This window comes from Ligilactobacillus sp., assembly GCF_036846325.1.
In the GTDB taxonomy this organism is placed as follows: domain Bacteria; phylum Bacillota; class Bacilli; order Lactobacillales; family Lactobacillaceae; genus Ligilactobacillus.
Genome location: NZ_DAIUCE010000003.1, coordinates 1 through 26,203, shown reverse-complemented (window position 1 = coordinate 26,203; position 26,203 = coordinate 1). Strand labels below are relative to the sequence as shown.

Annotated in this window: 23 protein-coding genes and 1 pseudogene; 6 read left to right on the top strand and 18 right to left on the bottom strand. The window is 49.3% G+C overall.

What is annotated here, in order from left to right; genetic code table 11:
- Window positions 1-98 precede the first annotated feature (98 nt).
- The 5 genes from V7Z60_RS00755 to V7Z60_RS00735 form a co-directional block, all read right to left on the bottom strand.
- On the bottom strand, window positions 99-1,100 hold the full coding sequence (locus V7Z60_RS00755; RefSeq protein ID WP_334115563.1) for a LacI family DNA-binding transcriptional regulator: 1,002 nt from the start codon (window positions 1,098-1,100) through the stop codon (window positions 99-101).
- A gap of 479 nt (window positions 1,101-1,579) precedes the next feature.
- Window positions 1,580-2,539 (bottom strand): ABC transporter permease, encoded by a 960-nt coding sequence (locus tag V7Z60_RS00750; protein ID WP_334115562.1) that lies wholly within the window; start codon window positions 2,537-2,539, stop codon window positions 1,580-1,582.
- A complete protein-coding gene (locus V7Z60_RS00745; RefSeq protein WP_334115561.1) occupies window positions 2,536-3,618 on the bottom strand; it encodes an ABC transporter permease in 1,083 nt (360 codons plus the stop codon). The genes V7Z60_RS00750 and V7Z60_RS00745 overlap by 4 nt, the downstream gene beginning before the upstream one ends.
- Before the next feature lie 8 nt (window positions 3,619-3,626).
- Window positions 3,627-5,147: an ABC transporter ATP-binding protein gene (locus V7Z60_RS00740; protein WP_334115560.1), complete on the bottom strand. Its 1,521-nt coding sequence runs from the start codon at window positions 5,145-5,147 to the stop codon at window positions 3,627-3,629.
- A gap of 114 nt (window positions 5,148-5,261) precedes the next feature.
- The gene (locus V7Z60_RS00735; protein ID WP_334115559.1) at window positions 5,262-6,287 is read right to left on the bottom strand and encodes a BMP family lipoprotein; all 1,026 of its coding nucleotides are present in this window, start codon (window positions 6,285-6,287) and stop codon (window positions 5,262-5,264) included.
- 403 nt (window positions 6,288-6,690) lie between these two features.
- On the opposite strand from V7Z60_RS00735, the pseudogene V7Z60_RS00730 reads away from it, so the two are divergent.
- Window positions 6,691-6,930, top strand: a pseudogene (locus tag V7Z60_RS00730) (zinc ribbon domain-containing protein); the annotation flags it as partial.
- A gap of 200 nt (window positions 6,931-7,130) precedes the next feature.
- Window positions 7,131-8,072 (top strand): nucleoside hydrolase, encoded by a 942-nt coding sequence (locus V7Z60_RS00725; RefSeq protein ID WP_334115558.1) that lies wholly within the window; start codon window positions 7,131-7,133, stop codon window positions 8,070-8,072.
- 128 nt (window positions 8,073-8,200) lie between these two features.
- On the opposite strand, the gene V7Z60_RS00720 is transcribed toward V7Z60_RS00725, so the two are convergent.
- The 3 genes from V7Z60_RS00720 to V7Z60_RS00710 form a co-directional block, all read right to left on the bottom strand.
- Complete coding sequence (locus V7Z60_RS00720) at window positions 8,201-10,081, bottom strand: heavy metal translocating P-type ATPase (RefSeq protein WP_334115556.1); 1,881 nt, start codon at window positions 10,079-10,081, stop codon at window positions 8,201-8,203.
- A 489-nt stretch (window positions 10,082-10,570) separates the two neighbouring features.
- Window positions 10,571-12,331 (bottom strand): ABC transporter ATP-binding protein, encoded by a 1,761-nt coding sequence (locus V7Z60_RS00715; protein WP_334115555.1) that lies wholly within the window; start codon window positions 12,329-12,331, stop codon window positions 10,571-10,573.
- Window positions 12,331-14,052: an ABC transporter ATP-binding protein gene (locus tag V7Z60_RS00710; RefSeq protein ID WP_442918879.1), complete on the bottom strand. Its 1,722-nt coding sequence runs from the start codon at window positions 14,050-14,052 to the stop codon at window positions 12,331-12,333. The genes V7Z60_RS00715 and V7Z60_RS00710 overlap by 1 nt, the downstream gene beginning before the upstream one ends.
- Before the next feature lie 127 nt (window positions 14,053-14,179).
- Here V7Z60_RS00710 and V7Z60_RS00705 point away from each other — a divergent pair, with 127 nt between their 5' ends.
- A complete protein-coding gene (locus tag V7Z60_RS00705) occupies window positions 14,180-14,491 on the top strand; it encodes an ArsR/SmtB family transcription factor (protein WP_334115553.1) in 312 nt (103 codons plus the stop codon).
- Window positions 14,492-14,661: 170 nt separating this feature from the next.
- Here the strand turns inward: V7Z60_RS00705 and V7Z60_RS00700 are convergent, their stop codons facing one another.
- The 3 genes from V7Z60_RS00700 to V7Z60_RS00690 form a co-directional block, all read right to left on the bottom strand.
- Window positions 14,662-15,900, bottom strand: coding sequence for an MFS transporter (locus V7Z60_RS00700; protein ID WP_334115552.1), 1,239 nt, complete (start codon window positions 15,898-15,900; stop codon window positions 14,662-14,664).
- A complete protein-coding gene (locus V7Z60_RS00695; protein ID WP_334115551.1) occupies window positions 15,890-17,284 on the bottom strand; it encodes an ATP-binding cassette domain-containing protein in 1,395 nt (464 codons plus the stop codon). The genes V7Z60_RS00700 and V7Z60_RS00695 overlap by 11 nt, the downstream gene beginning before the upstream one ends.
- A gap of 237 nt (window positions 17,285-17,521) precedes the next feature.
- Window positions 17,522-18,022, bottom strand: a complete 501-nt coding sequence (locus tag V7Z60_RS00690; protein ID WP_334115550.1) for a hypothetical protein — start codon at window positions 18,020-18,022, stop codon at window positions 17,522-17,524.
- 131 nt (window positions 18,023-18,153) lie between these two features.
- Here V7Z60_RS00690 and V7Z60_RS00685 point away from each other — a divergent pair, with 131 nt between their 5' ends.
- Window positions 18,154-18,336 carry a hypothetical protein gene (locus tag V7Z60_RS00685; protein ID WP_334115549.1) on the top strand — a complete coding sequence of 61 codons (183 nt, stop codon included), beginning with the start codon at window positions 18,154-18,156 and terminating at the stop codon, window positions 18,334-18,336.
- A gap of 45 nt (window positions 18,337-18,381) precedes the next feature.
- Here V7Z60_RS00685 and V7Z60_RS00680 read toward each other — a convergent pair whose 3' ends face one another.
- The 5 genes from V7Z60_RS00680 to V7Z60_RS00660 form a co-directional block, all read right to left on the bottom strand.
- Window positions 18,382-18,642: a PspC domain-containing protein gene (locus V7Z60_RS00680; protein WP_334115547.1), complete on the bottom strand. Its 261-nt coding sequence runs from the start codon at window positions 18,640-18,642 to the stop codon at window positions 18,382-18,384.
- Between the two features lie 42 nt (window positions 18,643-18,684).
- A complete protein-coding gene (locus tag V7Z60_RS00675) occupies window positions 18,685-19,677 on the bottom strand; it encodes a DUF4097 family beta strand repeat-containing protein (RefSeq protein WP_334115546.1) in 993 nt (330 codons plus the stop codon).
- A complete protein-coding gene (locus V7Z60_RS00670; protein WP_334115545.1) occupies window positions 19,674-20,303 on the bottom strand; it encodes a DUF1700 domain-containing protein in 630 nt (209 codons plus the stop codon). The genes V7Z60_RS00675 and V7Z60_RS00670 overlap by 4 nt, the downstream gene beginning before the upstream one ends.
- Window positions 20,296-20,658, bottom strand: a complete 363-nt coding sequence (locus tag V7Z60_RS00665) for a PadR family transcriptional regulator (protein ID WP_334115544.1) — start codon at window positions 20,656-20,658, stop codon at window positions 20,296-20,298. Before V7Z60_RS00665 ends, V7Z60_RS00670 begins: the two co-directional genes overlap by 8 nt.
- Before the next feature lie 183 nt (window positions 20,659-20,841).
- Entirely contained in the window at window positions 20,842-21,255 is a 414-nt protein-coding gene (locus V7Z60_RS00660; protein ID WP_334115542.1) for a MerR family transcriptional regulator, read from the bottom strand.
- Between the two features lie 291 nt (window positions 21,256-21,546).
- Between V7Z60_RS00660 and V7Z60_RS00655 the strand changes: the two genes are divergently transcribed.
- Window positions 21,547-22,350, top strand: coding sequence for an HAD family hydrolase (locus V7Z60_RS00655; RefSeq protein ID WP_334115541.1), 804 nt, complete (start codon window positions 21,547-21,549; stop codon window positions 22,348-22,350).
- Between the two features lie 372 nt (window positions 22,351-22,722).
- On the opposite strand, the gene V7Z60_RS00650 is transcribed toward V7Z60_RS00655, so the two are convergent.
- Window positions 22,723-23,190: a MarR family winged helix-turn-helix transcriptional regulator gene (locus V7Z60_RS00650; RefSeq protein ID WP_334115540.1), complete on the bottom strand. Its 468-nt coding sequence runs from the start codon at window positions 23,188-23,190 to the stop codon at window positions 22,723-22,725.
- Between the two features lie 34 nt (window positions 23,191-23,224).
- Window positions 23,225-23,935 (bottom strand): RNA-binding cell elongation regulator Jag/EloR, encoded by a 711-nt coding sequence (jag, locus tag V7Z60_RS00645; protein ID WP_334115538.1) that lies wholly within the window; start codon window positions 23,933-23,935, stop codon window positions 23,225-23,227.
- Window positions 23,936-24,173: 238 nt separating this feature from the next.
- On the opposite strand from jag, the gene V7Z60_RS00640 reads away from it, so the two are divergent.
- Entirely contained in the window at window positions 24,174-26,090 is a 1,917-nt protein-coding gene (locus tag V7Z60_RS00640) for a M13 family metallopeptidase (RefSeq protein ID WP_334115537.1), read from the top strand.
- The last annotated feature ends 113 nt before the right edge of the window (window positions 26,091-26,203 follow it).

Here is a 26,203-nt window from a genome sequence, read left to right as displayed (position 1 = left end):
GTTGCACTTGCAAGCACTTTCTTGAAAAAATTTTCAGCGGCACTGTATTTTCATGAACAAAAACCGCCGGAACCTTTCAGATTCCAGCGGTTTTAATGCTATATTTCCGTTGATTCGCGCTCGATGACCTTGTGCGGGACAATCACGCAGTTGCTTTCAATTTTAAGATTCGAGTCAATCGCAAGCGCCGCAGCCTCAGATCCCAGAAAACGCGGGAAGATCTCGACCGAAGTCAGCGTCGGATGCATGATCTTGTCATATGCGGAATTGTTGAAGCCCATCATTGCAAGCCTTCTGCCGTCGATTCCTGCGGCTTCGCATGAATACTCCGTCTTGAACGCCAGAATGTCGTCACACGCGATGATTGCCTCAATCTCCGGATAGGCCTTGAAATAATCCTTCAAGGCCTTCGTGCGCTCCTGTTCGTCTTCGCTTCCAAGGCTCAGGCTCAGCAATTGTCCTCCATGCTTCCTGACGGCATCCCTATACCCCAGAAAGCGGTCGTTCTGCACGTTTTCATCAAGATCGGTGTAGACATACAGAATATTTTCCAACCCCTTGTCATACAGGAATTCCGTCGCGTCAAACCCGGCCTTTCGGTTGTCATTGTCGACGTAAAGCGTCGTTTCCCGATCTTCATAGGGCGTACCGATAATGACGAACCGCACGCCGTCCTGCTTCTTGACATACTCCAGAACCTTGTCGTGCGCCTTGGAATAGACGAAGACGAACTGCCTGATGTTGCCTCGCTTGATCATCGTCTCGATGTTCCTGACCAGCTCATCCTCGCTTTGACCCGTTGCTACGGAAACCATATAGTCATGTGCGTTGCAGATCGTTGCCAATCCTTGAATAATCTGAATAAAGAACGGGTTGTCTCCGACGGAATCCTCTCTTGCAGGCAGGATAACCCCGATCATGTTTGACGACTTGTTCGCCAGATTCTGCGCCGCAAAGTTCGGTGAATAGTCAAGCTTCGCCATTGCCTTGCGCACTCTTTGCTTAGTTTCTTCACTTATAAGTGAACTGTCATGCATCGCACGCGAGGCGGTCGAAGGAGAAACTCCCGCCAGACGCGCAACGTCCTTGATTGTTGCCATACGTAAGACCTCTCTGTCACGCCGCAATAAAAGCGGTTGCATACTAGATATATTAAAAGTATATACCCATAATTAATGCAAAATCAAGCCTATTTTGATTTCAGCCGAATAAACTTTAATCAGCTTGTCCGGTTACTGGCAAATCCACGATACCGGCAGCTTTTGCTGGAAAATGCCGCGGATGTTTTTCCTGGATTGCAGCTTTCAGACTCAACCGGCACAGAATAAAAACCGAGGCTGGGAGAAAGTCTTCTTTGCCTGTTGAAATACCGGACAAAGCAGACTATTTCGGACGAAATTCAGAATTTTGGTCTGCTGTCCCGTCACGCTCCTGAGTTTGAACGCCTGACAGATGTCCGGTCAAAGTAAAAACGCATATGATTCATAAGGGTGATTATGAATCATATGCGTTTTAAACTTAAGACAGATTTTCCATTCAGTCCCGGTTTGAGGCATAGTCTCTCAAAGACTCTTCATGACTACTTGTTCTTGACGTAATTAGTCCCGTCAGCAGCCGGTGCGACCGCCTTGCCGAGGAAGATCACGAGCACGATAATCGTGATGACGTACGGTGCAACCTGGAACCAGACCGAGTTGACGTGGCTGAGAAGCGGAATATAGGCTCCTGTGATTGGCAGACTTTGTGCCAGCCCGAAGAACAATGCCGCTCCCATCGCACCGATCGGATGCCACTTGCCGAAAATCATGGCTGCCAAAGCCATGAAGCCCTGACCGGAAATCGTATTCGACGAGAAATTCATCGTGATTGACTGAGCCATCACGGCACCGCCCATACCGCCTAAAAAGCCCGAAATCAGGACGCCCAGATAGCGGTATTTGTAGACATCAATACCAAGGGTGTCTGCCGCCACTGGATTTTCACCAACGGAACGCAGACGCAGCCCGACGTTTGTGCGATACAGGAAGTACCAGCTGACAATTGCAATCAGAATCGCAACATATGCGACAAGGGACGTACGCGTAAACAGAATCTTTCCTAAAACCGGAATTTTTGAAAGTCCCGGGAAAGTGTAGGTTCCAAGACCCTGTTCGATAATCGGCGTCTGACCCTTGCCGTTGTAGATGATCCGGGTCAGGAAGACGCAAAGCCCGGGAGCAAGCAGGTTCAAGACCGTCCCTGAGATGATGTGGTCGGCCCTGAAGTTAACCGTTGCAACGGCATGCAGAATTGAAAACAGAAATCCGAAAAAGCCGCCGACAAGGATTGAAAGCCACGGAGCCGCCGCACCCAACGCACTGCTGAAGGATAACGTGAAGACCGTGCTGCTGAAGGCTCCGACGATCATCATCCCTTCAAGCCCGACGTTGACGATGCCGCTTCGCTCGGAGAACGTGCCGCCCAGAGCCGTGAAAATCAACGGGGCCGCATAAATCAGCGTTGACGAGAAAACCGTCATCAAAATCGTTTCTAAACTCATTGGTTGTCTGCCTCCTTTGCCTTGGCACTCTTCCTGATTACGCCCTTGCTGATCAGCATTTCAAACGCATACTTGATTCCGACGAAGAAAATAATCGAAGCCATCACGACGTTGACGATTTCAGACGGCGTCGTCGAAAGCACCGAAATGCTCAGACCACCGATCTGAAGCGCTGAGAAGAGCAGGGCCGAAAACAGCATGCCGATCGGATTCTCACCGGCAAGCAGGGCTACGGCCATTCCGTCAAAGCCGACACTTGGCGTAGAGTTTGAAACGGAAATGTTCTGATAGTTGCCGATGCCGTCGAGCGCTCCGGCCAGTCCTGCCAGAATACCCGAGATGACCATTGCAACGATAATCGTCTTCCTGACGTTCATGCCGGCATAACGCGAGGCAGAAGGATTCATTCCGACGCTGCGCACTTCAAAGCCGGAACGGGTCTTGTTGAAATAGAACCAAACCGCAAACGCGCAGAGAACTGCCAGGAAAAAGCCCCAGTGGAACGTTGATCCGTGTGTCAGATTCTGCAGGAAATCGGTGCACAGACTTGCCTTCTTCGGAATGTTCGGGGATGAGTCGGAACCTTTCGGAGCAAGCCAGGTCTTGATGGCATAGTTTACATAATATAAAGCAATATAGTTCAGCATGATTGTTGAAATAACTTCGCTCGTTCCGAAAAATGCTCTCAAGACGCCGGCAATTCCTGACCAGATTGCGCCGCACAGCGCACCGCACAGGATGGAGCCTATGATCAGGACGATTCCTGGCAGAGCATGAAAATGCAGAGCGAAGACGATTGCGCCGAACCAGCCCATAAGATACTGACCAGGGCCGCCGATGTTGAAGAATCCGGCCTTGCTGGAAACGGCAAAGCCAAGACCCGTCAAAAGCAGCGGCGTCATGTTGCGCAGTGTTTCGCTGACGGAATAGATATCGCCGAATGCGCCGGCAAACAAGTTAACATAGTTTTGAATCGGATTATAGCCAAAAACAAGCATCAGAACCGCTCCGACGATAAAGCCGGAAAGAACGGCCAGAAGCGGGATGATCAAGGCATTCTTATTCTTTCCCTTCAACATTTTTCCTCCTATTCGGCACCGGCAGTCTTCTTGCCGGCCATCATCAAGCCTAATTCTTCAGCAGACGTGTTCTTCGGGTCGATTTCGCCGACGATTTCGCCTGCATGCATCACGACGACGCGATCCGAAAGTTTGAGAATTTCGTCCAGTTCAAAACTTACCAGCAGAACTGCACGGCCATCATTTCGTTCATCATTGATTTTTTCATGAATGTATTCGATTGCGCCAACGTCAACGCCGCGGGTGGGGTTGGCCGCAATCAGCAGCTCGGGTTCGCCTGCGATTTCACGGGCAACGATGACTTTCTGCTGATTGCCGCCCGAAAGAGATCCGACTGATTCCCTTTCGCTTTGAGAACGGATGTCGAATTTTTCAATCAGTTCCCTGCCGTTCCTGTTGATGTCGGCATATTCCAGGATGCCGTGATTGTTGAACGGCTTCTGATAATATTTCTTCAAGGCAAGGTTTTCAGAAATCGTCATCGGCAAGACGAGACCAACAACCTGGCGGTCTTCAGGGATGTACCCGACGCCTGCTTCAGTGATTTCCCTGACCGGATGGTTGGCATATTCCCTGCCGTTGATCCTGACCGAACCGGACTTGATTTTACGCATTCCTGTCAGGGCATCAATCAATTCGCTCTGGCCGTTGCCGTCAACGCCGGCAACCCCGACGATTTCGCCGGTATGAACCGTCAGATCGAGATTCTTGACTGCCTGAAGGCCATTGTTTTCAACATTCAGCCCCTTGACTTCAAGAACCGCCCTTGACTGATCGACTTCTGCCTTGTCAACCGTCGTCCTGATCTTTCTTCCGACCATCATTTCGGCCATCTTTTCTTCGGCAACGTCTGCGACCATCACGTCGTCAATGACGCGACCGGCGCGAATCACGATGCAGCGGTCAGCAGCCTCCTTGATTTCCTTGAGCTTGTGCGTGATGAAGATGATGGATTTTCCTTCATCGGCCAACGCGCGGAAAATCTTCATCAGCTGGTCGATTTCCTGAGGCGTCAATGCGGCAGTCGGCTCATCGAAGATGAAGATGTTGGCCTTGCGGTACAAAGCCTTCATAATTTCGACACGTTGCTGCATCCCGACCGTAATATCAGAGACCTTGGCCTTCAGGTCGATGTCAAGCTGATATTTTTCGGCCAGTCTCTCAATTTCCTGTGAAGCCTTCTTGTAGTCGATTCTGCCGCCTTTGAGCGGTTCTTCACCTAAAATGATGTTTTCCAGCACGGTAAATGCAGGAATCAGCATGAAATGCTGATGAACCATGCCGATTCCGAGCTTTTTGGCATCGCGCGGACTTTCCATTTCGACTTCCTTTCCCTCAACGAGGATCTGACCTTCAGTCGGTTTCAAAAGTCCGGAAAGCATTCCCATCAATGTTGACTTGCCGGCGCCATTTTCTCCCAAGAGAGCTAGAATTTCACCTTTGTGCAATGTAAGAGATATATCGTCATTGGCTTTGAAATTGCCGAATTTTTTCGTGATGTGTCTCATTTCAACGACGCTTGTACTCATATTTCCCTCCTGAATTTGATGCGTTCTTCCATAAAAAAGGTGAAGTACCGGCTGATCTTAAAAACCAATACTCCACCCGATTGCTCCTTTAAGGAGCCAGCGCTTTTACGCAGATTATTTTGCCTTAACCGTCAAATCGCCCTTGATGATCTTCTGCTTGTATTGTTGAACAGCCTTCCAGGCAGAGTCTGACATGTTGTCGTTTACCAGATCGACGCCCTTGCTCTTGAGATCATAGGTAACGGTCTTGCCACCAGGGAACTTGTCCTTCATGGCCTTGTTTGCGATATCCTTTGTGGCATTGCCGACTTCCTTGACAGCAGATGCAAGCGTGACGTTGCCGCCCTTGTATGCGCCGTCAGCCTTCTGATCCTGATCGACACCGATGACCCAGACCTTCTTGCCGTTCTTGGCAAGGTTCTTGGCAGCCGTGAATGCACCCGCGCCAGTACCGCCGGCGGCATGGAAGATAATGTCCTCACCGTTGTTGTACATTGCCGTTGCCATTGACTGGCCGAGATCGGCCTTTGTAAACGAGCCTGCATACTTGACGTCAACCGTAATCTTCGGATTTACGGCATGAACGCCCTGGATGAAACCTTTTTCGAAGGTTGTAATGACATCACTCTTAACACCGCCCAGAAAGCCGACCTTGTTAGTCTTCGTCGTTTCTGCGGCAGCAACGCCTGCCAAAAATGAAGACTGTTCTGACTTGAACGTTACGGAAGCAACGTTCTTGCCGGAAACGACGTCATCAATGATGACGAAGTTCGTCTTCGGGTTCTGCTTGGCCGTCTTCTTGATGACCGGAGCAAGCTTGTAGCCGATTCCGAAAATCGTGCCGTACTTGGCCTTGATCAGTTTATTGATGTTCGGAGTGAAATCTGCATCAGAGTTTGATTGTGCGTAGTTGTAGCCGTTTACGCCCTTTTCAAGCTTGTTTTCCTTACCCCATGCTTCAAGACCTTCCCAGGCTGACTGGTTGAAGGACTTGTCATCAATACTGCCGCCGTCAGTTACCAGAGCAGCCGTGTGCTTTGCCTTTGCGGAATCAGAACTACCGTTGCCGCAGCCAACGAGAACCGTGCCGAGCATCAATGTTGCCGCAATGGCCGAAGCAATTTTCTTGTTAATGTGCATTATAGTACACCCTCCAAAACAGATTAATCAATTTACAAATTTTAGTATACATTGTTTTTTTGTAAAATCAATATAATTCTCGAAATTTTTTTCCTAACGTTCGTTTTTAATAGGTTTTAAAACGTCCGTAACCCGTGGTATAATCGTAATGTTGTGCGGATTGCGGACAGGTAAAAGGTTTTACCTGAATCCCATTTTCTTCCAATCAACTCTAATAGTTCGTATTTTTACGATATCTCATGGAGGGAATAAACTGTAGTTAAAATTATACTCAAAAGCTACCGAATGTGACATAATATTCAACAGAAAGACAAAATGTGAGGTGAATATTATGTCAATGCCGAACCCGAAGAGAACGGCAATCAGGGTTCAGAAGGTCCGCCTTTATCCTGATGCTGAAATGAAACAGGTTCTGGCATACAAATGCGAATGGTACGGCAGAAGGCTGATCATTGCAGACAAATTCCATCCAAGCACGCAGCGCTGCTCAAAGTGCGGCCACATCAAGCAGAAAGATGAAAAGATAACGCTTGAAGGAAACAGAAAGCACAGGACCAGGCATGATGAGTACATCTGCTATAGATGCGGCGCCGTCATGGACAGAGATGAGAATGCAGTGATGAATCTGCTGGCACTGGCGTAAAAAAACATCAACGGGGTGGGCTACACCCTTAAGCTGCAGGAGCCGGTCAATGTCATTACCCCTGAATTGGGATATGGGAATACCGGTGAAGACGGCAGTAAATAAAATTATGAAAGGAAAAGCTATATTCTTTTCTCAAATGTAGTCAAATATACGAAAAATGATTACATTTGTTCACATTTTATATAGCAGGAACAGACATGTCTAAAAAAGTTTATTTCAGTCAGGACGGCGGTGTCGATGACATCATTTCGCTTTTCCTGCTTCTTCAAATGGATGATGTTGATCTGATCGGAGTCGGCGTCATGGGAGCAGACAGTTACCTGCAGCCGGCCGCGGAGGCAAGCCGGAAAGTCATCGACCGCTTCGGTCACGGCAAGAAACTCGAGGTTGCCTATTCGAACGCCCGCGCAGTCCATCCCTTCCCGGCAAAATGGCGCCTCGATGCCTACTCTGAAAACTCCCTGCCCATCCTGAACGAATCAGGCGAAATCAAGACTCCAAAGGCCCCTCTTGCAGCCGATGACGATCTGATTGAAAAACTGATGAATTCAAACGAACCCGTCACGCTTCTGTTCACCGGCCCGCTCAGCGATCTTGCCAGCGCACTGAAAAAGAAACCGGAAATTGAAGACAAGATAGCAGAACTCATGTGGATGGGCGGAACCTTCCAGGAACGCGGCAACGTTGCCGAACCAGATTGCGACGGCACGCAGGAATGGAACGCCTTCTGGGATCCCGAGGCCGTTTCAGCCGTCTTTTCAAGCAGCATCAAAATCACGATGGTCGCGCTGGAAAGCACGCACAATGTTCCTCTCACGCCGGCCGTGCGCATGTCATGGGCAAAGGAACGACGTTACCCCGGCATCGACTTCATTGGCAACAGCTATGCCTTCGTCCCGGAACTCAGCATGTTCGAGACAAACTCAACTTACTTCCTGTGGGATGTTTTGACAACATGCGCCCTGGAAGACCCGACACTGATCAAGCAGAAGACCGTTAAATGCAGCGTATATACCGACTTCCCGCGTGACGGACGCACGTATCTCGACGAAAGCGGCAGAGAAGCCCAGCTTGTCTACGACGTCGACAACAAGCGCTTCTTTGACATGATCATGGAACTGGGCAGGAAAGCCGAATGACAAAATGGTAAAAAAACAGGACCTCCGTTTGAGAAGTCCTGTTTTTTTTGAACTATTCTCATGGTCTGATCAGAAATCTGCGAAGAAGCCGAATGCTCTGCATTTTCCAACGAGACTTTAACGGCCGGTCATGCATGCGCCCCATCCCGCCCGTACAAAACGCGCAGACTGTTCAAAACGGCGAGCACGGTCACGCCAACATCCGCAAAGACGGCCTGCCACATTCCGGCAATTCCGAGTGCTCCGAGAACCAGGCAGACTGCCTTTACGCCCAACGCAAAGCTGATGTTTTCCCATACGATCCTTCTGGTTCTGACCGCAATTTTCATGACGCGCACGATGGCAGACGGCTCATCTGACATCAGCACGACATCTGCGGCTTCAACCGCAGCATCGGAACCAAGCGCTCCCATGGCGATTCCGACATCGCTTTGCGCAAGAACAGGCGTATCGTTCAAACCGTCGCCGACGAATGCCAGCTTGTCCTGGTCGGAAAGCTCTGCCTTCAGTTTTTCAACTTCTTCAAGCTTGTCCTGCGGCAGAAGTTCCGCCTTGACGTCATCCAGCCCCAGTTCACGTGCCACTCCTTCGCCGACCTTGCGGGCATCGCCGGTCAGCATCACGATTTTCTGAACACCGGCTGCGCGCAGATCGTTCACTGCCTCCCTTGAATCTTCCTTGATGACGTCAGCCACTTCCAGACTTCCGACGTACTTCCCGTCATACGCCACGTAAACCTGGGTTCCGATTTCCGATTCCGGCAGCCTTGTCTCTGGAAGAACTTTCTTCATCAGTTTGGCGTTGCCGCAATAAATCGTCTTTCCGTCATGCTTTGCGCTAACGCCCAGGCCGACCAGTTCCTCGCTGTCAGAAACGTCGCCTTTCTTCAGCTCTCCGTCATAGTAATCAACGATTGAACGGGCAATCGGGTGCGGTGAAAACTGCTCGCAGCACGCTGCCAGAAATACCAGCTCTGCTTCTGAAACTCCTTCGTCCGGCAAAACCTTCGTCACGGCAAACTTGCCTTTCGTCAACGTTCCGGTCTTGTCAAAGACAAATGTTCTGACATGAGTGAGCGCTTCAAGATAGTTGCTGCCCTTGACAAGCACGCCTGCCCTTGAAGCGGCGCCGATTCCGCCGAAAAAGCTCAGGGGAATCGAAATTACCAAAGCGCACGGACATGAAATCACCAGGAAAACCAGAGCGCGGTAAAGCCAGTCGGTAAATGCACCGCCAAAAAGCAACGGCGGAACAGTCGCAAGCAGAACCGCTCCGAGCACGACGAGCGGCGTATAGATCCTGGAAAACTGCGTAATGAAATTTTCGGCCGGTGCCTTCTTTTCGCTGGCGTTTTCCACCATCTCAAGAATCCTTGCGACCGTTGATTCGCCGTATTCCTTTTCGACTCTGACTTCAAACGTGCTGTTCTTGCAGATCGTGCCGCTCAGCACTTTGTCGCCTTCCTTGACGAATAAAGGCTTCGTTTCGCCCGTCAAGGCAGCCGTATCCAAATATGCATTTCCTTCCGTCACGATTCCGTCAAGCGGAACTTTTTCACCCGGCTTAACCACGATTACGTCGCCGACCTTGATTTTTTCAGGAGCAGTTTCCCTGACTGCATTTCCCAGCTTAAGCCAGGCATGGTCGGGTCTGATGTCAAGCAGCGCCGTAATTGAGGAACGCGAATTCCTGACGGCGATGTCTTCGAACAATTCGCCGATTTTATAAAAGAACATTACAAAGACTGCTTCCGGATACTGCCTGATCGCAAAGGCACCGATCGTCGCAATCGCCATCAGCGTATTCTCGTTGAACAGTTCCCCGTCTCTCAATCCTTCAACGGCTTCTTTCAAAACGTCAAGACCGATTGTCAGATAGGCCACTCCGTACAGTGCGACTGCAGCAGGACCGTGAAGGAATTCTGCCATAATCAGCAGAATCAGCGTAAGCCCCATCTTTTTCAGCGTTTTTTGACCTTCTTCACCGCAATCGTTCCAAAACTTCTTCATGTCAGCCCCTTCTTTCCCGAACAATTTATGAGCATATGTTCATATCTTCAAGTAGATTATAGCATTTGAAAAGATTGATGGCAATATGCTTCTTTTATAAAATGCAGAGCGTTGAGTGCGGCGCTGGTGTCCGGGGGGGAGGAACTGGAATTTACGGGCTCATGACCGCTCGGCTCCACACCTTGCATAATCGGGTTCTGCCTCGCATTCACCCTATCACAAGCAGTGACTCCCTGGACGAGTTTCACTCGCCTTCGGTCGTCCTCATGCTTGTGTACGGGCTCATGACCGCTCGGCTCCACACCTTGCATAATCCCGTAATCCCTCCTTGACGCGCGGACCAGACAGCAGCCAAATTCAGTCAAGGCACTGCATTTGGCAGAAATCGGGTCCTGTAACGAAAAATCCGCGCCATCATTCGGCACGGATTTCAAATCATTATTCAGTTGTGGGGGCTGAACGTTCGGCTCCACACCTTCACACCTTGTCCTAGTCCAAAACCATCTGATTCACATACAGATTATGGTAGAAGCCGCCCTTTTCAAGCAGTTCCTCATGGCTTCCCTGCTCAATGACGCTGCCATCCTTCAAAACGGCAATTTCATCGGCATTGACGATGGTCTTCAGACGGTGCGCAATCACGAAGCTCGTGCGGCCTTCCATCACGATGTCCATGGCTTTCTGGATCTTTTCTTCCGTCACGGTGTCAACGTTTGACGTGGCTTCATCCAGGACAAGGAATTCGGGATCGCTCAGCAACGTCCGGGCAATGCTCATCAGCTGCTTTTGCCCCTTTGAAAACAATGCCTGCTCATCGCTGATTTTCGTCTCGTAGCCGTCCGGCAGACTTTCGATGAAATCGGCAATCTGCGCTTTCCGAGCGGCTGATCTGACTTCATCCATGGTTGCATCGGGCTTTCCGAACCGGATGTTGTCGGCAATCGTGCCCGTAAACAGAATCGAATCCTGCAGCACGATTCCGATATGGTTTCTGACGGAAGCAAGCGAGAACTTTCGCACGTCGGTTCCGTCAAATTCGACCGAGCCGCTGTCGACGTCGTAAAAACGACTGAAGAGATTCATCGTCGTCGTTTTGCCGGATCCGGTCGGACCGACCAATGCCAGTGTCCTGCCGCGGGGAATCGTCAAGTTGATGCCGTGAAGGATTTCCTTCCCTTTTTCGTAGCTGAAGTGAACATCCTTCAATGCCACGCTTTCGTTTATTCCCTGCATTTTGATGCCGGATGAAACTTCGTCCTCTTCCTTTTCAGCTTCAACGTCAGACAGGCGTCTGGCCCCCGTCAGGGCAAGCTGAATCATCGAGTAAAATGAAGTCAGGTTGATCAGCGGGATAAAGTATGTCTGAGAATATTGAACGAACGTGACGATCAGACCCATTCCGACGGCAAGCGACATACCGCTTTCGACCACGATCAGGGTTCCGACCGAGATGACGATTGCCAGATTCAGCATCGATAATCCCTGCATCATCGGAAACATCAGCCCGGAATAGAACTGACCGCGGAACATGGTCTTCCGAAGCTTGTCGTTTCTTTTGACGAACCCTGCAATTGAGGCCTTCTGCAGCCCGTTGGCCAGAATAATGCGTTCCCCGTTCAGCTGCTCGTTGATGTAGCCGTTCAAGACGGAGATGTCTTCCTGCTGCTCGTCAAGATACTTCCGCGCCTTCTTCATCACGCTGAGCGCAATCAGGACAACGATTGGCGTTGAAGCCATCGTCACGAGCGCCAGTTTGACGTTGATTGCAAACATGACGACGATTGTTCCGACAAACAGAATCGTCTGGGAAACAAGGTCAAAAATCGCACCGTTAAGCGCATTGAAGATGTTGTCGATGTCAGAATTGAACAATGCCAGCAGCTTTCCGTCCTGGTGAGTGTCAAAATACCTGATCGTCATCTTCTGCAGTTTCTTGAACAGACTGATTCTCATCGAATTCGTTGCTTCAGCGTTGAAAACGGACATGATGACCCAGGCGATAAGCTGTGCGAAAACCTGGAAGAAAAATGCCGCACACATCAAAAGCAGAAACCGGTGAAAATCTGCCGTCGCATGCGCCTTGTGTGCCAAAAATCTCCCGAGCGAAGTCACGGCCTGACCCATGTAATAAGGTGCAACGACCTGTGCGATCATTGCAGTCAAAAGCAAAAGGAACATGATTAGCACTGAATTCTTAAAGGGCTTCATGTACTTGACGAAATACCCGACGCTTTGCTTTAAATCCTTCATCAAAGTCCCCCCTCTGCTGCTCTTTGAGTTTCATAAATTTCCTGATAGAGCGGCGACGTCCGAAGCAGCTCTTCATGCGTGCCAATCGCCTTGATTTTTCCGTCATCCATTACGAGAATCTTATCGGCATGCATGACCGAAAAGATCTTTTCGGCAATGATAAATACAGTGGTGTCACCCAGTTCCTGTTCAAGACCTGCCTGAACCTTCTTTTCGGACTCTGCATCAAGCGCTGAAGTCGAGTCATCCAGAATCAGCACTTTCGGCCTGCCGATCACGCCTCTCGCAATCGACAGACGCTGCTGCTGCCCGCCGGAAAAATTGGCCGAGCGTTCTTCAACAACGTGTTCGAACCGATCCGGATACTTGTCGATGAATTCCTTTGCCTGAGAAATCCTGACTGCCCGTTCCATGTCTTCTTCCGTGGCATTCTCGTCGCCCTGTCTCAGATTGTCGGCAATCGTTCCGCTGAACAGCAATGCCTTCTGCTGAACCAGGGCTGCCATTTTCCGCAGCTTGCGTTCATTGACGTTCCTGAGATTGCAGCCGCCAAGACGGATCGTTCCGGACGTCGGATCATACAGCCTGACCAGCAGGGAAACCAGTGTTGACTTACCGGAACCGGTCCTGCCGACGATTCCGACCGTTTCGCCGGGAGAAGCCTTGAAGCTGACGTGGCTCAGGGTTTCCCTGCTGCTTCCCGGGTACCTGAAGCTGACGTCGTCAAACTCAACTGAACCTTCCAGGTCAACGTCTGATCCGTCACGGTTGAAATTCAGATCCGGCTTTGTTTCAAGCACTTCATCAATCCGCTTGAGAGAAACAAGGCCGCGGGAGTACTGCGCAAGCATCATCCCGCCAAAAGCCAGGTTTGACAGCATCTGGTTAAGATAACCGACATAAGAGCTGATGGCGCTGATGTCCTTCGGGTACAAACCGATGTTCTTGCCGACCAGATAAACAATCAGGGCCGTTCCGACGCAGACGACGAGTGTGAATGCCGGCATCAGAATCGAAAAAACGTAACCGATCTTGATGTTGAGCTGATTGAGCTCATTTGACGAGTCAGTGAATTTTTCAGTTTCCTGATCTTGCTGATTGAACGATTTGATGACCCTGACGCCCTGCATCGACTCCCTTGCGACCGTGTTGCACTCGTCAAACCAGACCTGATATTTGGAAAACAGCCTGTCAAGCGACGGAAACACGAAGAAAAGCACCAGTGCGACTGTCAGGAGCAACAGCACCTGAACCCACCAGTAGCGCGGCAGCGTCACGATGCCCATGATGAAGGAACCGATCAGGACAATCGGCATCCTCAAGACCTGCATCAGAGTCGTCATGATGATGTTCGTCACCTGATTCATGTCGTTGATCAGGCGAACGATCAAGGTTCCGACCGAAAATTTTTCGATGTTTGAAAATGAAAAGCTCTGGATTTTCCGATAGAGCTGTTCGCGGACGTCGCTTGTAACACCCTGTGCCGTCCTGGCTGCAAACCAGATGTTCAAAATGCCGCAGACGACGCCGATTGCCGCCAGAAGCAGCAAAACGATGCCGTATCTTCTTATTCCCGCAGCATCATTTTTCATCAGGCAGTCCAGGGTGTCCTGAAGCAGCCACGGCTGAAGCAGCGAGCAAAACGCCGCAATGATCAAAGAAATTACCGAACCGAAAACCGGAATGCGATAATTTCCGACATGTGACATTAAATTTCGCATCATAATCCCCCTCTTTGCACATTGACTAGATTTTAACTTTTTATTAATTCAATTGCAATTTATCTGCTCAAAGGTTTGCTTAGCATATGTACATCAATCATGGTAAAATGTAAAGTAGGTGAAAGATATGTCAGAAGAAAAGAAACCATCATTACCAACATCAGAGGAAACCGAAAAATGCGTTCAGATTTTCAAGGCGTTCGGCAACGACACGCGTTACCGCATCCTGTATCTTCTGTTCGAGCAGGCTCTTTCGGTCACTGAAATCGTCGAGGCAATCGGACTGACTCAGTCGGCCGTTTCGCATCAGCTCAAAATCCTGCGCCAGACAGGCCTCGTCACCAGTTCGCGGGACGGACAACGAATCCTGTATCATTTGGCCGACCGCCATGTCATGACCATCTTCCAGGCGGTGAAGGAACATATTGCGGAGGATTAAGGTGTGGAGTCGAACGCCCGTCCCCTGAACTTAATCAGACTGAAAAACACCCCCGCATCGGATGCGGGGGTGTTTTTCAATTTGAAAACGTTTTTTGCAATCACTTGCGCTGCTTCCTCATTTATCCGGATGTGTCACGGACAAGGCCGCAAAACCACACAGACTTTACTCTACACTCCGCGCATCAGTCCGTTGACCCGTCTGTCAATCGTCATGACCGCCGGCAGGACAATCATCGGCAGGATCAAAAGAAGCATCCCGACCGGACCGATACTGGAAAATGCAGGGCTGAAGACCGACGACAGCGGTGAAATTGCCCCGAACAGCGAAAAGACTACTCCGTATGTAACGCCAAGCATCTTATCTGCGGTCTTCTTCTGAACAATTGTCACGAAGATCGTTCCCGTCATGTAGTTTGCAATACCGTAGACAATCCACGAAACCACAAGCAAGGCCAAAAGAACCTTCTGATTTGTCACGAAGACTGCACCGAACGGAAAGATGGCAATGCCGACTCCCTGCAGGACGAGCCACTGCGAGTAGCCATGCAGATGCCTTGAAGCATCCCTGACGACATGGCTGAACAGAAATCCGCTCACTCCGGCTGTGATTCCGATCGTCATTTCCTGAATGGAATATGCTGCCTTGAAGTCCGGCAGCCTTTTTGCCAGATACATTGGCGTGAGATACCAGTACAGCCAGAAGCTGACGTTGATCAGCGTCGCATACGGCAGAAGGACCCTGATGACTTCCAGGTGAATGACCTGTCTCAAGGAATCGAGCATGGATTCATCAATTTCGGTTTCCTCACGACTGACCGGGTCCGACGGTATTCCGAGCATCATGACGCATGATGCGCCCATGATGGCCAGGATTATGCCGTATGAGACAAGGGCGCTCTTCAGGAGGACGAGCACGCCGGAAAGCGCTGAACCTAAAATCGTCGCAAGCTGCTGAACCATGTTGAGACTGGCGTTGTTTCTTATGAGATCGTCGTCATCTTCGGAAAAGGCCGGGGCTATCGTCTCGATTGCAGGCAGATAAAATGAAGTGACGAAGCTCAGCACACAACCGACCGCAACGGAAACGGCAGTGAAGCTGACTGACATCTTCTGCATCACGATAAGAACCGCCAATGCAACCATCCTTGCCACGCTGCCGATTCTTATCAGATTTATCCGCGGAAACCGGTCGGACATCCTGCCGCCAAACGATGCCAGGGCTATCTCGACAAAGCCAGCGCATCCGAACAGGGCGACTGCCCCCTGGCTGTGAACGACGTTTGCAAGATACCAGATTGTGTAGATGTTGAATGCAGACAAGGCCACATTGCTCAAAAGGTCGTTCATCACAATACGCTTGAAATGAGTCATGTCAACCACCCCCTTGTCTTCTTCCTCACTTGCCACCGAAATAATCTCCCACATCACAGTAATCACTGAATCTTCCGTCCGAAATCAGATATGTGCGGTCAACGCATCCCTCGACGAAGCGCTCATCATGGGAAATGACAACGACTGCCGCTTCGCTGTTCCTGATGAATTCAGTCAGGGCCTTCACCCCGTCATAGTCAAGATAGTTCGTCGGCTCGTCAAGCAGCAGGACGTCAAACGGCGACACAAGTTCAAGTACAAGCTGGGCCTTGAGAAGCTGTCCTCCGCTCAGTTCGTCCGGAGTGCGGGAAAGAAGGCCCGCATGAAGTCCCATGGCCCCTGCGACATCAAGCACAACCTGTTCCGGCATCCCGGAGGCCTTCATGAGCTGGGACAGAAGACTTCCACCTTCTTCCCAGACATTTTGAATCTGCTGTCTGAAGTGGCTGACTCTGCAGGATCTTTTCTCAAGTCTTTCCTCGACTTCATCCATCAGAGTCGACTTGCCGCTGCCGTTTCTGCCGAGCAGACCGACCGTTTCCCCTGACCTGATCCGAAACGAGAACGAATTGTCAATCAGCCTGATGCCATGGCCGAACAGTCCGTCAAAGTCAAGATTTATCCTGACCTTTTGCGGTTTCTGATATGTCGTCAGAAGCTTGAGCCCCATCTTTTCATACGGCTTGGCATTCTTCGGCCCTTCGTCCAGACTTTTCTGCATGCGTCTGGCATTGGCCGAAAGTCTTTTCTGAACCTTGTCGTAATTCCCGAGAAGTGACCTGGCCCTTGCATCCGAGTTGGAAACACCGCCGGACTTCCTGGACTTTGCGGCCTTCTCCCTCATCTTCTGCGCCACTTTCTTCTGCCTTTTCCGCTGCTTTTGCTCAACCTCGTACAGCTGATACTGACTGTTCCGGTTCCTTTCCCTTATCTGCCGGAATTCCTCAAAATCACCGTCATAAAGGTCGATGTGCCGGTTTTCAATCATCAGCACGCCGTCAACTGCCTTTTCAAGAAAGGCAATGTCATGACTGATGATGACTGCGATTCCCCGAAAGCCCCCAATCATCCCGGTCAGCTTCCTGATGCCTTCCACGTCAAGATTTGACGTCGGTTCATCGAGCAGCAGGATGTCCGGTCTCTTCGCAAATGCACGGCTGATCCGCTGCATCTGCCCTTGTCCGGGACTGACCTCTTCCATGTCAGCCGGAAACTGACTGACCATTTCAACATGTCCGTCATATCTGACCATTCCTTCATCAGGTTTTAAGATTCCGGCAATCAGCCTGAGCAGTGTGGTCTTTCCCGTGCCGTTGTCACCGACAAGTGCCACGTGCCTGCCGTTTCCTATGCGGAAGCTGCATTTTGAAAAAAGCGGATCATCCACGTAGCTGAATGAAATGTCATTAACTGTCAGCAAGATTTACACCCCCCATTAGAAAAAATTAATATTAATCCAATGGTAGTACTGATACTCTCCCAAGTCAAGAAAACAATCCGTTAAAACAAATTTAACCCCCGTATGATTCATAATGTGAAAATCATACGGGGGTTTAAGTCAAAACATGAAAAAACGGTTTACACAAATGCACATAGTTCAACATTCAAGCAGACTGAAAAAGAGGCTGGGGTTTTTTTCCCAGGCCTCTTTCCAATCTCAGTTCTTCGCCCTGATGTACTGGTTGACCACGGCGGACCTGTTGCCGGCGTGACCGAACTGTGCCAGCTTGTTGTCTTCAGAATTGTCCCACTGGAGGAAGTCATGTTCGTCTTCCCAGGAGTTGATCAGAAGAAACTCATAGTCCTGCTTGACTGAGCGCGTTTCAACGTATGACTTGAGCCCGAGCGGACGCTTTTCTCTGTCATCCCAGGAATCAAGAATGGACTGCATGACCTTCTGTTCATCGGAATCAAGCGTCATGTAGCGCAGTTCAAGAATGTCGTTCTCGCCAAGACTGACCTTTCCAAGCGTCTGAATCACTTTGTAGTCGAGACCAGACTGAAAGACGGTCTTCTCGCCCGAAACGTCAAGAAGCATGAACTTCCTGTGATCGTCCGCAGATCTGTATTTCAGAAGATGACGCTCCGGATACTTCTCAAGCAGCATATTCATGGTTGCTTCAGGTCCAAGCGCAATATTGATTTCATTTAAAGCCATCTTAATTCCTCCTTATCGATACAGGTCCAGTATAACACTCAAATTCTTCATTTCATGTTACGAAGATTGACGTTTTTTTGACTAATTCTTTGGGTATACTATAAGGAAAACAAGCTAATGAGGTGTTAACTATGAAAAAACTGCCTTTTGCCAAAACCGGAAAACAACCGGCCTGCCTTGTCAGCCCCGGGGACTTTAAGAAATGCAGAAGACTGCTCCTCACAGGTGTGGTCGTCATGCAGCTTGACAAGCTGATCGTTGCTTCTGCAAAAGCCTATGCAATCATCAGGAAGGCAAATCATGACTGTAAATGAAAAAGAGGACGGGAAAATTCCCGTCCTCTTTTTTTCACAAGCTGCTTATTTTTCCCTGAACTCGCCTTCAATGACTTCATCATCGTCATCGTGGTGACGATCATCATCATCTGCATCCGGCATTACGACGGCCGCAATCAGATATATCAGAATGCCGCCAAAGACATGTCCCGGAAAGACGCACAGGACGACCGCAATCAGACGCGTGATTGTCTTGTCCCAGTCAAAATATTCGGCAACACCGCCTAAAACACCGCTGATTACCTTGTCATTTGATTTTGCAAGCTGCTTTTTCCTTTTGCTCATGCCAAAACACTTTCCTTTCTTTAATCAAATAAACCAGAATCTTTATTTAACGGAGTTGTCCCCGTTTGAATTCATCAAGACTAATATGTTCGCTGCATTGGGATTCTCTTCAAACGTCGTTGCCTCACCCTTCTTTGTGTGTAGAAGATTGTCTCCAGAGCTTGTCGTCGAGACGTACCCGTCCGCCTGAGCGTTTGTGACATTGATATCGCCGTCCTGCGAAATGAACTGGCATCTTCCCTTAATCGTCGCGTTGCTCGCTGAAATGTCCCCGTCATTTGACTTGACAGAACTCTTTTCCATGACGGTGTTGCTGTTTGTGAAATCCCCGTCGTTCAGTTCGAATCCGATGCTGTTGACCTCGCTGTCAGACAGGTTGAGATCGCCTTCATCCACCTTAATCATACCATAGCTGAGCTTTGATGAGTTAACTTTAAGGTCATTTGCAACATCGACGTCGACTTTGTCTGCTTCAACGCTGTTGAGCGTTACGTCAGAAACATCATACATGTGAAGCTTGAGGTTTTCGGTCTTAAGTCCGCTGAGAGTCAGATCACCGTTCATCCCGTCATTTTCGACGCTGTTGAACTTGTAGTCACGAGGCACCGTGATGACCAGGCGGCTCGTCCAGTCGGTGCTGCTGCGGAAACCGTTGAAGTCAAAAACGACTCTGCGATAATTTCCGGATTTTTTGCCGGCGTAAATCTTGAGCGTGTCGCCTTCATTTTTGATTACGGGCGCAAGGTCCTTTGATCCGCTGTATTTGGCAGAAAAGGCATCCCCCTGTCGGACCTCGACGTTGACGACTGAACTGTAGTCGCCATTGGAGCCGTCAGCCTTCTTGTTCAAGGCAATGACCAGATTCCTGGCTTCCCTGACATTATATTTTCTGGTGATTTTCTTATCGTCCTTGACTTCGACCGGCTTGATTCCCTTGAACTCAATCGATCTGGCTCCGTTTTTGGCAACACCGACTGCCGTCATCACGGCACCGACTAAAAGCACGATCCAGCCTGCCTTAAAAAGATTCTTCATTGCTCATTCCCCCCTTGACGACGATTCCTGTAAATTTTCCTGTACAGGAACTTTGCAAAATTCGCGATTCCCTGAATGATGGCACGGCAGATCCAGTACAGAAGAGGAAAGCCGATCAAAACGGCGCCAAGCCCCATCAGCCCGCATCCGAGATAGAAAAGTCCCGTCGCGAAACTGCTGAACAGCATCACGATGCCGACGTAGAACGAAGCAATCATCAAAACGAAGAATGCGCACAAAACTGCCAGCGCGGCAACCATGCAGGCACCAAAGACCGCAACCACGCACGCAAGAATCGCAAACAGCACGATTCCGAGCACGATGGCGGCAGGCGATGCCAGCAATGCCAGCAGAATCATCCAGATCATTCTGCCGTTTGAACGGACGGAAGCCTTGCTTTTCCTGCCTCGATGCGATTCAACGTCCGTTGCCCTGATCGAATAGTCCGCCAGAACCTTGCGACTCAACTGACGCGGAGTCCCCAGACGCTTTTCGATCTCGTCCGTTGTCTCAAGCCCCGCATCATCAATGTATTCATTGTAAAATTCAATTACATCCGTTTTTTCATCAGCCGTCAGAGCATCCAGATACTCTTCGAGCTCCGTCAAGTAGTTCTCCTTATCCATGTTCATTCCCCTTTGCATCGTTAAAATCACTGTGGCTTACGACAATATCCGCTTTGTAGAATACAGAGTCCAGACTCGTTTTGAAATCTCCCCACATCTTGCGAATCCTTTCCAAATGCGTCCGCCCTTCAGGTGTAATCTGATAATAGCGCCGGTTTCGTCCCTGATACGGCTGATCATAAGTCGTCAGATAATTGTTCTTCTGCAATCGGCGCAATACGGGATACATCGTCGATTCAGAAATTGAAATCGCAGTCTGCATGTCCTGCGTCAATGCATATCCGTAATAATCCTGCTTGTCAAGCAGCGCCAGCACCAGGCCGTCTAGCAGATCCGCCGTCACTTTGATTTCCATCACGCACCCTCCTTTTGAATGTAATATCTTATCCGTAACCATATTATATGACGTATAATATAAAAAGGCAAGCAATATTATTTAAAAAGCAAGAAGAAATTTTCGACACAAAGACAAAGGACGCTGATTCCCCCTGTCAAAAACAGGCGGCTCAACGTCCTCCAACCAAAATTCGTCACGAAGCTATTCTTTTTCGAGCTCAATCCGAGTTCCCTTTTCATCCACGACTCCGTAGACATGATACGAACCGGCAGTCCCCAGATCAACGCGTCCCTTGATCTCGACATCATCCGTCAGTTCGATGCCCTTGATGAGAGTTCGAAAAACCTGATGAAGCAAAATTCCCTCCTTGCGATGCATCTCGGCTTTCTCGACCGACTTTGACAAAGTATACCCTTCGTCCAGAAAATGCTTGATTGCAAAAATCTTGTACATCGATCCAAGGCCGTATTTTCTTGCAGCCCCTTCTTCCTCATTCATCGGCTTGATGTACCCCTTTTGTTCCCAGTAACGCAGCTGGCGCGAAGAAACGCCTGTCATTTTGCTCATGTCACCGATGCCGATGCGAAGGTTGTCACCCATTTTTAACTTATCCACTGTTGTCCTTTTTCCTTTCAAGTGTTGCTTACGTTAATTGTAACTTTTCGTGCCATTTTGTCAACTTTTTTGACAATTTCATGAAAATACAGTGCTTTGACCAGAAAGCAGTCAGATCAGCCGCGGTTTTTGGGAACAGCATATGTGAATCGTGATTCCTGATGACATCGATTACGGCCAATCTCAGGTCACCGTGTCCACGTCACCCCGTTTTCTGATTCAGCACTGTATTTCATCGGGGAAATAAGCTAAAATTAAGTTTAAGAATGCCTTGAACAAGGGGAAATAATCATGGAAAAACATCTCATCTTATTTGATATTGACGGAACTTTGCTGAACGACGACATGCGCATCCCGAAGAAGACAGTCGACATCGTTTCAAGCCTCCAGAAAAAGGGACATCTTTTCTACATTGCTTCCGGCCGGCTGCTTTCTTCTGCCAGATCATATTCGGAAATGCTCGGCAAAAACATCGGAACGATTGCCTCAAACGGCAGCGTTTATACCATCGAAAACGAAATCGTCAAAAACAGATTGAAAGATGAAGCTGTTTCGGCTGTTTTTGAAGCCTGCAGGCTTTATCCAGGGCTTCAGCTGCGGCTGTTTTCGACTGATACCGCCTATGGCATGGGAGGGATGCTGCAGGTTTTCATGAACCTTGCCTCCAGGACGAAATTCAGGAAAATCAAGTCAAAGGCTGACCTTGACCGCCTGAACCCGTTCATCACGAACGGCATTCTGTGTGCGGACGACCTGTCGGTTCTGGCGGCCGCAAGGGAATTCTTAAGGGATGCGCCCTCTCTTTGCCTTTCCTCATCAAACGAACACAACATCGAACTGATTCCCTTCGGACGCTCAAAGGCAGCAGCATTGAAGGACGTGGCGCAAAAATACGGAATCAAGCCGCAAAACACGATTGCATTCGGCAACGGCGAAAACGACCTGCCGATGCTGATTGAAAGCGGACATGGCGTGGCAATGGCCAACAGTCCCAAGCAAGTCCTGGAACAGGCGGACGTCGTTACGAAGTCAAACAACGAAGACGGAATTCATGCCTTCCTTTCAAAATACTTTACAGAAGATTTGGAATCTTAATCTAATTTTGAAATTTGCTTACGAGATTGTTTAGACTTCAGAGATACAATACGAACTGTAAGGTGTTTTCACATTCCCGCTGCGAGCAGGCGAAGACACCTTGAACCGAATCGTCCCTGAAAGACGGTTCCGGGCAGGCGACTGCCCTGAAAACAGAATACAACTTATCATGACCGGGTTTCTTCCAGATTCTGGAACTGATTGCCTGCCCGTTGAAAAGGGGCCCGGTCTTTTGCAAGCCGTTTTTTGATTCCGGTCAACGTTACTCTTGAGAAATTGCTGAAGTACGTCCGGATTGAAGATTTCGGTTTGCATGATTCACAACCAATCCCCTATAAAAGACAAGACCGAGGCCAATTCCCCGGTCTTGTTTTATTCTTCTTTTCCCAAAAGATGCTCATTGATGAATTCCAGCTTATCTGAAATCTCATAAAGAACGCTGACACATTCACGATACTCGTTTTCAGTCATCTCGATCGGAAGAACGCAATCCTGAATGTGATGCTTGACGTCATGTTCAAGACTTAGTGCCTTAGGCGTCAGTTCGACCATCACGCGCCGTCCGTCTTCAAAGTTTCTGTTTCGAACGACCCATTCCTGCTTTTCCAGACGATTAAGCAGCGGCGTCAAGGTCCCGGAATCAAGCTTCAGCCTTTCGCCAAGCTCCTTGACCATCATCGGACGCTGTTCTTCCCACAAAACAAGCATTGTCGCATATTGTACATATGTAAGTCCGTATCTTTTCAATACGATTGAATAAAAACGGTTATACAGCTTCTGCGTTGAATAAACTGCAAAACACAACTCATCTTCCAAGTGTGACGGCTTATGTTTCAGCATTTCCCCCTGTTTCCCCCAATCAGCCTTGTTCTGACTACCTTCTTGACCTTGCCGGCTCGATAACCACGTATCGTCTCGGTTCCGCACCCCTTGAATAGGTCCTGACCTTTGAATTATCGGCAAGCGCAGAATGAATGACCTTTCTTTCGTACGCCGGCATCGGGTCAAGCTGCATGCGCCGGCGCTGCGAAATGGCGTCATAAGCGACCTTCTTTGCCAGATATTCCAGCGTCTCGGTCCGACGCTCACGGTAATCGGCCACGTCAAGAATGATGTTCAAACGCCTGCGGCTCAGCTTGTCAAAATAGTTCTGCGCCAGTAACTGCAGTGAATTCAGCGTTTTGCCATGCTTTCCAATCAAAAGTCCTTCCTGGTCGGCGCTGAAATTATAAACAACGCTGCGACGTTCAACCGTAACTTCGATTTGAGTCTCAACGCCCATTTCCTTCGTAACTTCAGCCAGATATGAGCCCACCTCGCGCAACGCCTGTTCGACGTCCTGTTCCGATTCCGGCTCCTTCCCTTCAGCGGACGGCTCCGGTTCAGCAGCAGTTTCAGCTTTTTCTTCAACACGTTCCGTTTCCTTCGGCATAATTTCGACCTCAGCCGACTTTCCTCCAAAAATGCCTAGAAATCCCCTTTTGCCCTCACTGACAATGACGATTTCGACTTCTTCACGAGTCTTTCCAAGTTCCTGCAGGCCTTTTTCAATCGCCTGCTCAGCAGTTTGTGCGGAAAATTTCATTTAGAATCCCCCTGATTATGAAGTAATGATTAAACAGCGCTAATTTACACTATCCACAGGTAAGTATACCATAGGTCAAAAACACCCGCATACTAATTTTCAAACTTTGGGAAAATCCACGGCTGAAACTTCTTCAGCGTTTCTGATTCCAGAAGTGCAAGCATGATTATGTACTTTAAATCAAAATTGTGCTTAAATTAAAAATGTATTTGATTAAATTATCCAGGGGGGTTTTCTTATGGGTGAAAACAATAAGGTCAACGAAAGTCTCTTAAAAGACGATCTCTATCAAGCCGTCAACGGTGAATGGCTGAAAACGGCCGTTATCCCGGCTGATCGCCCGACAGCCGGAGGATTTTCCGAACTTGATCTTAACATTGAAAAGACTTTGATGAATGACCTGGGCGGAATGCTTGAAGGAAAGAACGTTCCTGATGACAGGTATTTAAAGGAATTCCTCAAGTACTATAAACTGGCATCAGACTTTGAAACTCGCGATGCCGAAGGATTTGAACCGGCCAGAAAATACCTTGATGCCGTTCTTGCCATCAGGGATTTGCATGACTGGCAGGACAAGTGGCTCGATTTTGCTCTGGTCGATGCGGCAAATCCGTTCAACTTCTGCGTTGAACCGGATATGAAGAACACACAGGAATATGCATTGTACGCAGACGTGACGCCGTTGTTCCTGCCGGACAAGACGTACTATGAAGAAGGAAACGAACAAGGTGCCGCCCTGCTTTCGGTCTTGTCCGACATGCTTGAAAAACTCTTCGAAAAGGCCGGATACGATGCTGAATTTGCCAGAAAGACGATCAGCGAAGCCATCGAATACGACCGCCTGATCGCACCGTTCCAGAAGGACAGCACGGAACGTGCCGATTACGTCAAAGTCTACAATCCGTATTCGTTTGAAGAATTCTCCGGGCTTTCAACCACGATCGACCTCGGAGCTGCCGCAAGGAAAATCGTCGGGACGACGCCTGACAAGATCGTCGTTACCGAACCGAAATTCTATGAAGCCGCAGACATGATCGTCAACGATGACACGTTTGAACAATTGAGGAGCTGGATCTTCGTACATACGCTGCTGAGTTCGACAGGTTTCCTGAGCGATGACATCCGCGTCCTCGGAGGCACGTTCTCACGTGCCCTTTCCGGTGCCAGGGAAGCCATGAAGCCTGAAAAAGCCGCATATCACCTTGCAACGGCACGCTACGACCAAGTCGTCGGTCTTTACTATGCACACAAGTACTTCGGACCTGATGCCAAGGCAGACGTTCAGCATATGGTTGAAAAAATGATTGCCGTTTATAAGAAACGCCTTGAAACAAATGACTGGCTCAGCAGGGAAACAGCCAGAAAAGCCGTGGTCAAGCTCGATGCGCTCGGCATCAACGTCGGCTATCCGGATGAGCTTGACCCACTCTACAAAAAGTATCTTGTCGACGAAACAAAGAATCTGCTCGATAACGCCGTTGAATTCAGGCGCATTCAAACTTCGGACAACTTTGACCGTTACGGAAAGCCGGTTGACCGGACGCGCTGGGAGATGCCTGCTCATCAGGTAAATGCGTACTATAATCCGTCATTCAACATCATCGTCTTCCCTGCAGCCATCCTTCAGGCTCCGTTCTACAGTCTGAAGCAGACCGCAAGCGAAAACTACGGCGGCATCGGTGCCGTAATCGCGCACGAAATTTCGCATGCCTTTGACAACAATGGTTCTCACTTTGACGAATTCGGCAACCTCTCCAACTGGTGGACGGATGAGGATCTGAAGCATTTTGAAGGTCTGGCACAGGAAATGATTGACGAATTTGACGGCCTGGAAACGGAAGCAGGCAAGTGCAACGGCAAGCTCGTCGTCTCCGAAAACATCGCTGATGCCGGCGGCCTGAGCTGTGCGCTTGAGGCCGCAAAAGGCGAGGAAAATCCTGATATTAAAGGATTCTTCCTCAACTGGGCCCGCATCTGGTGCATGAAGTCGTCACTTGAACGCCAGAAGCTGCTCCTTGCCATCGACGTGCATGCTCCGCACGTTTTGCGCGCCAACATTCAGCCTGAGAACCTTCAGGACTTCTACGACGTGTTTGACGTTCATGAAGGCGACGGAATGTGGCTTGACCCTGAAAAACGGGTTCACATCTGGTAAAGTGACCGGATAACAGGAATATCTGCTGACAGGAGGCTGGGAAAAAACCATGTCTCTAACAAAAGTTCCGGATGATTTGCAGTTAATTGCAAATTTCATCCGGGACTTTGTTT